General features: G+C 71.0%; 6 protein-coding genes. 2 read left to right on the top strand and 4 right to left on the bottom strand.

Annotated features, from left to right (window positions below):
• Positions 1–584, top strand: a 584-nt coding sequence (locus ACWDX9_RS57495) for a hypothetical protein (protein WP_449971632.1), incomplete at its 5' end; no start/stop codon positions are given.
• Between the two features lie 3 nt (positions 585–587).
• Here the strand turns inward: ACWDX9_RS57495 and ACWDX9_RS57500 are convergent.
• Positions 588–2,810 (bottom strand): thiamine pyrophosphate-dependent enzyme, encoded by a 2,223-nt coding sequence (locus ACWDX9_RS57500; RefSeq protein ID WP_449971634.1) that lies wholly within the window; start codon positions 2,808–2,810, stop codon positions 588–590.
• Positions 2,811–3,065: 255 nt separating this feature from the next.
• Here ACWDX9_RS57500 and ACWDX9_RS57505 point away from each other — a divergent pair, with 255 nt between their 5' ends.
• Positions 3,066–4,355: a hypothetical protein gene (locus tag ACWDX9_RS57505; protein WP_449971637.1), complete on the top strand. Its 1,290-nt coding sequence runs from the start codon at positions 3,066–3,068 to the stop codon at positions 4,353–4,355.
• A gap of 50 nt (positions 4,356–4,405) precedes the next feature.
• Here the strand turns inward: ACWDX9_RS57505 and ACWDX9_RS57510 are convergent, their stop codons facing one another.
• The 3 genes from ACWDX9_RS57510 to ACWDX9_RS57520 all read right to left on the bottom strand — a co-directional run.
• Positions 4,406–5,260 (bottom strand): ABC transporter permease, encoded by an 855-nt coding sequence (locus ACWDX9_RS57510; protein ID WP_350722296.1) that lies wholly within the window; start codon positions 5,258–5,260, stop codon positions 4,406–4,408.
• Between the two features lie 2 nt (positions 5,261–5,262).
• The gene (locus tag ACWDX9_RS57515; protein WP_449971640.1) at positions 5,263–6,240 is read right to left on the bottom strand and encodes an ATP-binding cassette domain-containing protein; all 978 of its coding nucleotides are present in this window, start codon (positions 6,238–6,240) and stop codon (positions 5,263–5,265) included.
• 1 nt (position 6,241) lies between these two features.
• Positions 6,242–6,749 (bottom strand): PadR family transcriptional regulator (locus ACWDX9_RS57520; protein WP_449971643.1); only part of this gene is annotated, 508 nt, incomplete at its 5' end.

Genomic DNA, 6,749 nt, shown 5'->3' on the forward strand with positions numbered 1-6,749 from the left:
GCGGGCAGCGCGGCCACCGCGCGACGGGCGTTCCCGCACCGCAGCCCATCGCCTCGGCCACCACCCCGCCAGTGCGGGGCGGGACGACCGCGCCGGGCGGAGGAGGGCGCCTGCCGCGGGGCCTCGTGATCGGCGCCGCGGTGGCGGCCGTCGTCGTGGGCGGCACGAGCGCGGCCGTCTACCTGTCGCTCCAGCAGAACGAGCCATCACAGACCACCCAGCCCTCGGCGTCCGAGCCGGGCACCCGGGACACCGAGGCCATCGACAAGCAGTCCGTCGCCGCGCTGACCCCGCGCGGCCTGAAGGTGACCGCCGACCAGGGCGCCCTCGTCGAGCTGAAGTGGACGCTCCCCGCGGCGGCCCGCCGCTACCCGGTGGTCCTCCAGCGCTCCCCGCTCAAGAAGGGCGAGCAGGCCGTCACCGCCCTGGGCCAGGGCAGCACCGAGACCCGCGTCGCGGGACTGGACCCGGACACCGGCTACTGCTTCCTGGTGGGCGTCCTGCTGCGCGTCTCGGAGAGCTCGACGGTCGCCTGGTCGAAGCCCACGTGCATCAGGGGCGCCGTCGCCCGCTCGAACCCGTAGCGGTCACCCCAGGAGCTTGCGCGCCGCCTGCTCGATCTCCGCCTCCGACAGCAGCACGTGCTCGGCCGCCCCGCCCAGGGGGATGAAGCTGTCGGACGAGGTCACCCGCGCGAGCTTCCCGGTGAACCCGGCGTCGGCCAGCTCCGCCATGATCCCCTCCGAGACGCCGCCGGTGTGCCGGGTCTCGTCGGCGATCAGCACGTTGCCGGTCAGCTCGGCCGCCCGCAGCAGGTCGTCCATCGGGAGCGGCGCCAGCCAGCGCAGGTCGAGCACGCGGCAGCCGTACCCCTCCTGGGTCAGCCGCACCGCGGCCCGCAGGCTCATCCGCACGCCGTTGCCGAACGTCACGATCGTCAGGTCGCGCCCGTCGCCGTAGGAGCGCGCCTGCCCGATGGGCACGTGCGTCTCCGGCCAGCGTCCGGGCGCCGCGTACGGCGCCAGCCAGCCCCCGTCGCCCTCCTCGAACAGGTCGCGCGTGTGGTAGAGCGCGATCGGCTCCAGGAACACGCACACCGACCCGGACGTGCGGGCCGCCGCCAGGCACGTGCGCAGCATGGAGGCCGCGTCGTCGGGGCGCGCGGGCGAGGCGATGACCAGGCCGGGGATGTCGCGCAGCGCGCCCACCGCGTTGTCGTTGTGGAAGTGGCCGCCGAACCCCTTCTGGTAGGCGTACCCGGCCACCCGGACCACCATCGGGTTGGTGTAGGAACCGCGCGAGAAGAACGACAGCGTGGCCGCCTCCCCCCGGATCTGGTCGAGCGCGTTGTGCAGGTAGGCGAGGTACTGGATCTCGGGCACGGGCAGCAGCCCCGACACGCCGGCGCCGAGCGCCAGCCCCAGGATGGCCTGCTCGTCCAGCAACGTGTCGAACACCCGGGCGGCGCCGAACCGCTTCTGCAGCCCCCTGGTCACGCCGTAGACGCCGCCCTTCTTGGCGACGTCCTCGCCGAACACGGTCATCTCGGGGTAGACGGCCAGCGTGTCGGCGAGCGTGCGGTTGATGGCCTGCGAGAGCGTCATCGGCTTGTCGTGCTCGGGCAGCGCCCCGGCGAACGCCTTCTCCCGCTCCGGCCCCGGGGCCGCCATCGGGCTGATCTTGGCGATCAGCTCAGGCTTGCGCGGCGCGATCGGCTCCATGACCTCCTTGGCGGAGCCGAGCCGCGGGCTGCGCGTCGTCTCCAGCGCGACCCGCAGCACGTGCTCGCGCTGGGACTCGTACGTCCTGAGCAGCTCTTCCGGCGTGCTCTGCCCCGCCTCCACGAGCAGCTGCGCCGTGCGCACCAGCGGGTCGCGCTCCAGGTCGGCCCTGATCTCGCGCTGCGTGCGGTAGGCCTGCTCGACGTCGGAGCCGGCGTGCCCCATGAGCCGCACGGTGGTCAGGTGGAGGAAGGCGGGGGAGCGGTGCTCGCGTACGTGCCGGGCCGCGCTGACGGCGGCGTCGTACGCCGAGGCGAGGTCGCAGCCGTCGGCGGCGAAGTATTCGATCCCGGGCCGGCGCAGGGCCGACTCCACCCAGCCCTTGGGCGTGCGGACGCTGATGCCGATGCCGTTGTCCTCGCACACGAGCAGCAGCGGCATCGCCTGGCCCTGGTAGGTGGCGTAGGAGGCGGTGTTGAAGCCGCTCAGGGCGCTCGCGTGGTTGATCGAGGCGTCGCCGAAGCTGCACACCGCGACCGCGTCGGCGGGCCAGCGGGCCTGCTCGCCGATCGCCGCCGCGGCCCGCTCGATGGCGAACGCCACGCCGACGGACCTGGGCAGGTGGCTGGCGATCGTGGAGGTCTGGGGGATGACGGCCAGGTCGGGATGGCCGAACACCTTGTGTCGGCCGCCCGCGATCGGCTCGTCGGCCGCCGCGGCCAGGCCCATCAGCACGTCGCGGATGCCCTGCTCGGGCAGCCTGCCCGCCTGCTCGGACCTGGTCAGGTAGAACGCGCCGGAGCGGTAGTGGAGCAGGGCGGGGTCGGTGGGCCGCAGGGCGGCGGCGACGGCCGCGTTGCCCTCGTGGCCGGCGGAGCCGATCGTGTAGTAGCCCTCGTCCTGCTCGCGCAGCCAGCGGGCCGCGATGTCCAGCAGGCGGCTGTCGAGCTGACGCTGGAACAGCTTCATGCACTGCTCGCCGGTCAGCGAGCTGCCCTCGCGGACCGGCAGCCCCGGATCTCGCGCGGGGCCCGCCTTCAGCGTCGCAACCGCCTGGGTGAAATGCGTCTCAACTGTGTCGCGCGCCACACCTCGATTATGTCTTTCATCGGCGCCGACGTCTGCCGGACGTGGCTGACATGTTGTGGACCGGTCCGTTTGACCCCGGCATATAACGGTTTGTCAGATTCTTAAACCTTCCGGTCGGCGCGTACGTCTACTTAATTGACACACGTGGCACCCTCAATGCCGCGTTGAACCGTTGGGTCTCTGGAAGGAACCCGCATGTTACAACGCATTCGTGTGGCCGCCCTTGCCATAGCGCTCGGAGCCGGAGCCCTGGTCATGGCTCCCTCCGCTGCGACGGCGGCCGCGGATCCCGTCATCACCCGAGTCGGGATCAGTCCCAATTCTCCGATCGACGTCACCAACGGCGCGGTCACGGCCACGTTCAGCTTCGCCACCAGGGGGGCCGACAAGGCCGAGCTCCAGCTCAAGCCCCCGGGCGACATCAGCGTCGGCAAGCCCGTCGACCTGACGTCCGCCAAGGACGGCGACTGGACGAAGTGGTCCGGCACCAGGTCCTTCGACTCCACGAACGTCGGCACGTGGAGCTGGCTCGCCGTCGCCGGCGGCGCCTCCCGCGGCGGCACGTTCGAGGTCTCGGTCAAGAAGGTCCTCGACACCAAGATCGTCGACTTCGACGCCAGCCCCGACTCCGTGGACAAGGGCGACCTGATCAAGGTCTCCGGCCAGCTCCTCGCCGACGGCAAGGGGTACGGCGGCCAGAGCGTCGCCATCACCTTCCGCGAGCGCGGCACCGACGCCTACCGCCAGATCACCAAGGTGACGACCGGTGGCAACGGCTGGTTCAGCGCCACCGTGCGGGCCGACGAGACGGGCTGGTGGCGGGCCGAGTTCGCGGGCACGTCCGCGGCCAAGGGCTCGGTCAGCGACACCGACCGGGTCGACGTCAGGCGCGGCGTCCTGAGCAGCAGGATCGCCGGCTTCGACGCCCGCCCGGAGCCCGTGGACAAGGGTGACCGGCTCACGTTCAGCGGCGCTCTGCTGGTCGAGGACCGCGGCGGCGTGGCCGGCGAGCGGGTCTCGATCTTCTTCAAGGCCGACGGCTCGTCCAGGTGGGAGTACGTCACCAGTGACGTGACCGGCCGCGACGGCCGCTTCTGGGCCTCCGCTCCCGCGGAGACCTCGGGCTGGTGGCGGGCCGAGTACGGCGGCACCCGCGGTGTCCGCGGCTCGGTCAGCGACGCCGACTGGGTCAAGGTCAACGAGCCGGCGCCGCCTCCTACGGCGTCCAAGGCGGACACGCGGCTGATCAAGTTCAACGCGTACCCCGAGCCGGTCAAGCGCGGCAAGTACCTGAAGTTCAAGGGCCGCCTGCAGGTCTTCGACGAGGGCTCCTGGGAGGGCTACTCGGGCAAGGTCGCGCTGTTCTTCAAGCCCGCGGGCTCGAAGAAGTGGCAGTACGTGAAGACGACCTGGTCGAACGACGGCGGCGGGCTCTACACCAAGGTCAAGGGCTGGAACTCGGGCCGCTGGCGGTTCGTGTTCGGCGGTGACGACGACACCTACGGCGCCACCAGCGGCTCGGACTACGTCCGGGTCAAGCGTTGATCTGATGTGAGGTCGAGGCCCGGGGCACGCCGCCCCGGGCCTCGTTCCGTCTACTCCGCCCGCCTGAACTCCGCGATCCCCACCCCCAGCAGCGCCAGCCCCAGGGCCGCCACGAGGCCGAGCTCGAGCATCACCGGCACCTGGAAGTCGAACCACCGGACCCCGGGGTTCAGCACCGCGTCGACCTGCGCCGGCACGTCCAGGTGCGAGAAGACCGCCTGGCGCAGCGGGTCCACCGCGTACGTCATCGGGTTGACCACGGTCAGCACGTGCAGCCACGACGGCAGGTTGGCCAGCGGGAACATCGCCCCCGACAGGAACATCATGGGCATGATCGCCATCTGCATCAGGCCGAAGAAGGTCTGCATGTTCTTCATCCGGGCGGCCAGCATCACCCCGAAGGCCGTGATCGTGAACGCCGCGAGGAACATCTCCGCCAGCAGCGTCACGAAGAGCGCGGGCGAGTAGGGGACCCCCACCAGCCCCGCCATGGCCAGGATGAGGATGCCCTGCCCGGTGGCCACGATGGCGCCGCCCAGGCACTTGCCGACCACGATCGCCCCGCGCGAGACGGGCGCGACCAGCATCTCCCTCAGGAAGCCGAACTCGCGGTCCCACACGATGGACCCGGCCGAGAACATCCCGGTCATGATCACGGTCATGGAGATCATGCCGGGGTACATGAACGTGCGGTAGTCGATCCCGGGGATCGCCCCCCGCACCAGCGACCCGAGCCCCGTGCCCATGACGAACAGCCAGAGCACGGGCTGCACCAGCATGGACGCCATGCGGGTGCGGTCGTTGACGAAGCGCAGCATCTCCCGGTGGAGCACGACCTTGATCGCCCGCAGGTCGTGACCGGCGCTGCGGACCGGCACGCGGACGCTGATGGCCTCTGTCGCCATGACTATCGCCTCGCCATCGCTCTCATGAACGCCAGGTTGCCGTCGCCGGCCTCGGCGTCGCGGATCGTGGAGCCGGTGTAGGACATGAACACGTCGTCCAGGGACGGCCGCGACACGCTCACCGATTTGATCGGCATGCCGAGCTCGGCGAACAGCCTCGGCACGAACTCCTCGCCCGAGGCCACCGCGAACGTCACCGCGCCCTCGCGCACGGCCGCCTCCAGCCCGAACCGCTGCCGCAGCGCCTTGATCGCCTCCGTGTCGTCGGGGGTCTGGATCTGCACCCGGTCCTTGCCGACGCTGGCCTTCAGCGCCTCGGGCGAGTCGATGACGACGACCTCGCCGTGGTCGATGATCGCGATCCGGTCGCAGTACTCGGCCTCGTCCATGTAGTGCGTGGTCATGAAGATGGTGATGTCCTCCAGGAGCCGCAGCTGGTTGATGTAGCCCCAGATGGCCGAGCGGGTCTGCGGGTCGAGTCCCACGGTGGGCTCGTCGAGGAAGAGCACGCGCGGGGAGTGCAGCAGGCCGCGGGCGATCTCCAGCCGCCGCTTCATGCCGCCCGAGAACGTCATCACCTTGGCGTCCTTGCGGTCCCACAGCGCGACCATCTCCATGACCTGCCGGATCCGGTCGCCGACCATGCTCTTGGGCACGCCGTACAGCTCGGCGTGGAAGCGCAGGTTCTGCTCGGCGCTCAGGTAGCCGTCGAGGGTGGGGTCCTGGAAGACGAGGCCGATGTTCCTGCGGACCTCGTCACGGTCCCTGACGACGTCGTGGCCCGCCACGGTGGCGCTGCCGCCGGTGGGGTTCACCAGCGTGCAGAGCATGCTGATGGTGGTGGTCTTGCCGGCGCCGTTCGGCCCGAGGAAGCCGAACACCTCGCCCGGGCGCACCTCGAAGTCGACGCCTTTGACCGCCTCGACCTTCCCGTACGTCTTCCGCAGGCCGCGCACGGCGACCGCCGCGTCCGCCGCCATCTCAGCCCTCCGCCAGGATCTGGAACATGGACTTGCGCGTCTTCTTGATCAGCTCCTTGGCCGCCGCGATCTGACGCTCGTCGGCCGTGCTGACCAGGTGGGAGAACGCCTCGTTGAGCTGGGCCCAGAGCAGGCGCAGCTCGTGGTGGTCCGACGGCACGGCCGTGCGGGCGACCTCGTCCCACGGAGCCTCGTCGGCGTACCTGGCCGCCTGGCCGCGGCCCTCCTCCGTCAGCCGGTACGTACGGCTCCCGCCGGACTCGTCGCCGGACACCAGGCCCTCGTCCTCGAGCTGCTGCAGCGCCGGATAGACGGAGCCGGGGCTGGGCCGCCAGACGCCGTGGCTGCGCTCCTCGATGCCCTGGATCATCTGGTAGCCGTTCTGCGGCCCTTCGAGGAGCAGCGCCAGCAGGGCGGCCCGGACGTCGCCGCGGCGCACCCGCGGAGCGGGCGTCTCCCAGTGGACCACGGTGCCGAAGTGGGGCCCGGGCGGGGGCGGCGCGAACGGC

The organism is Nonomuraea sp. NPDC003201, from assembly GCF_053590415.1.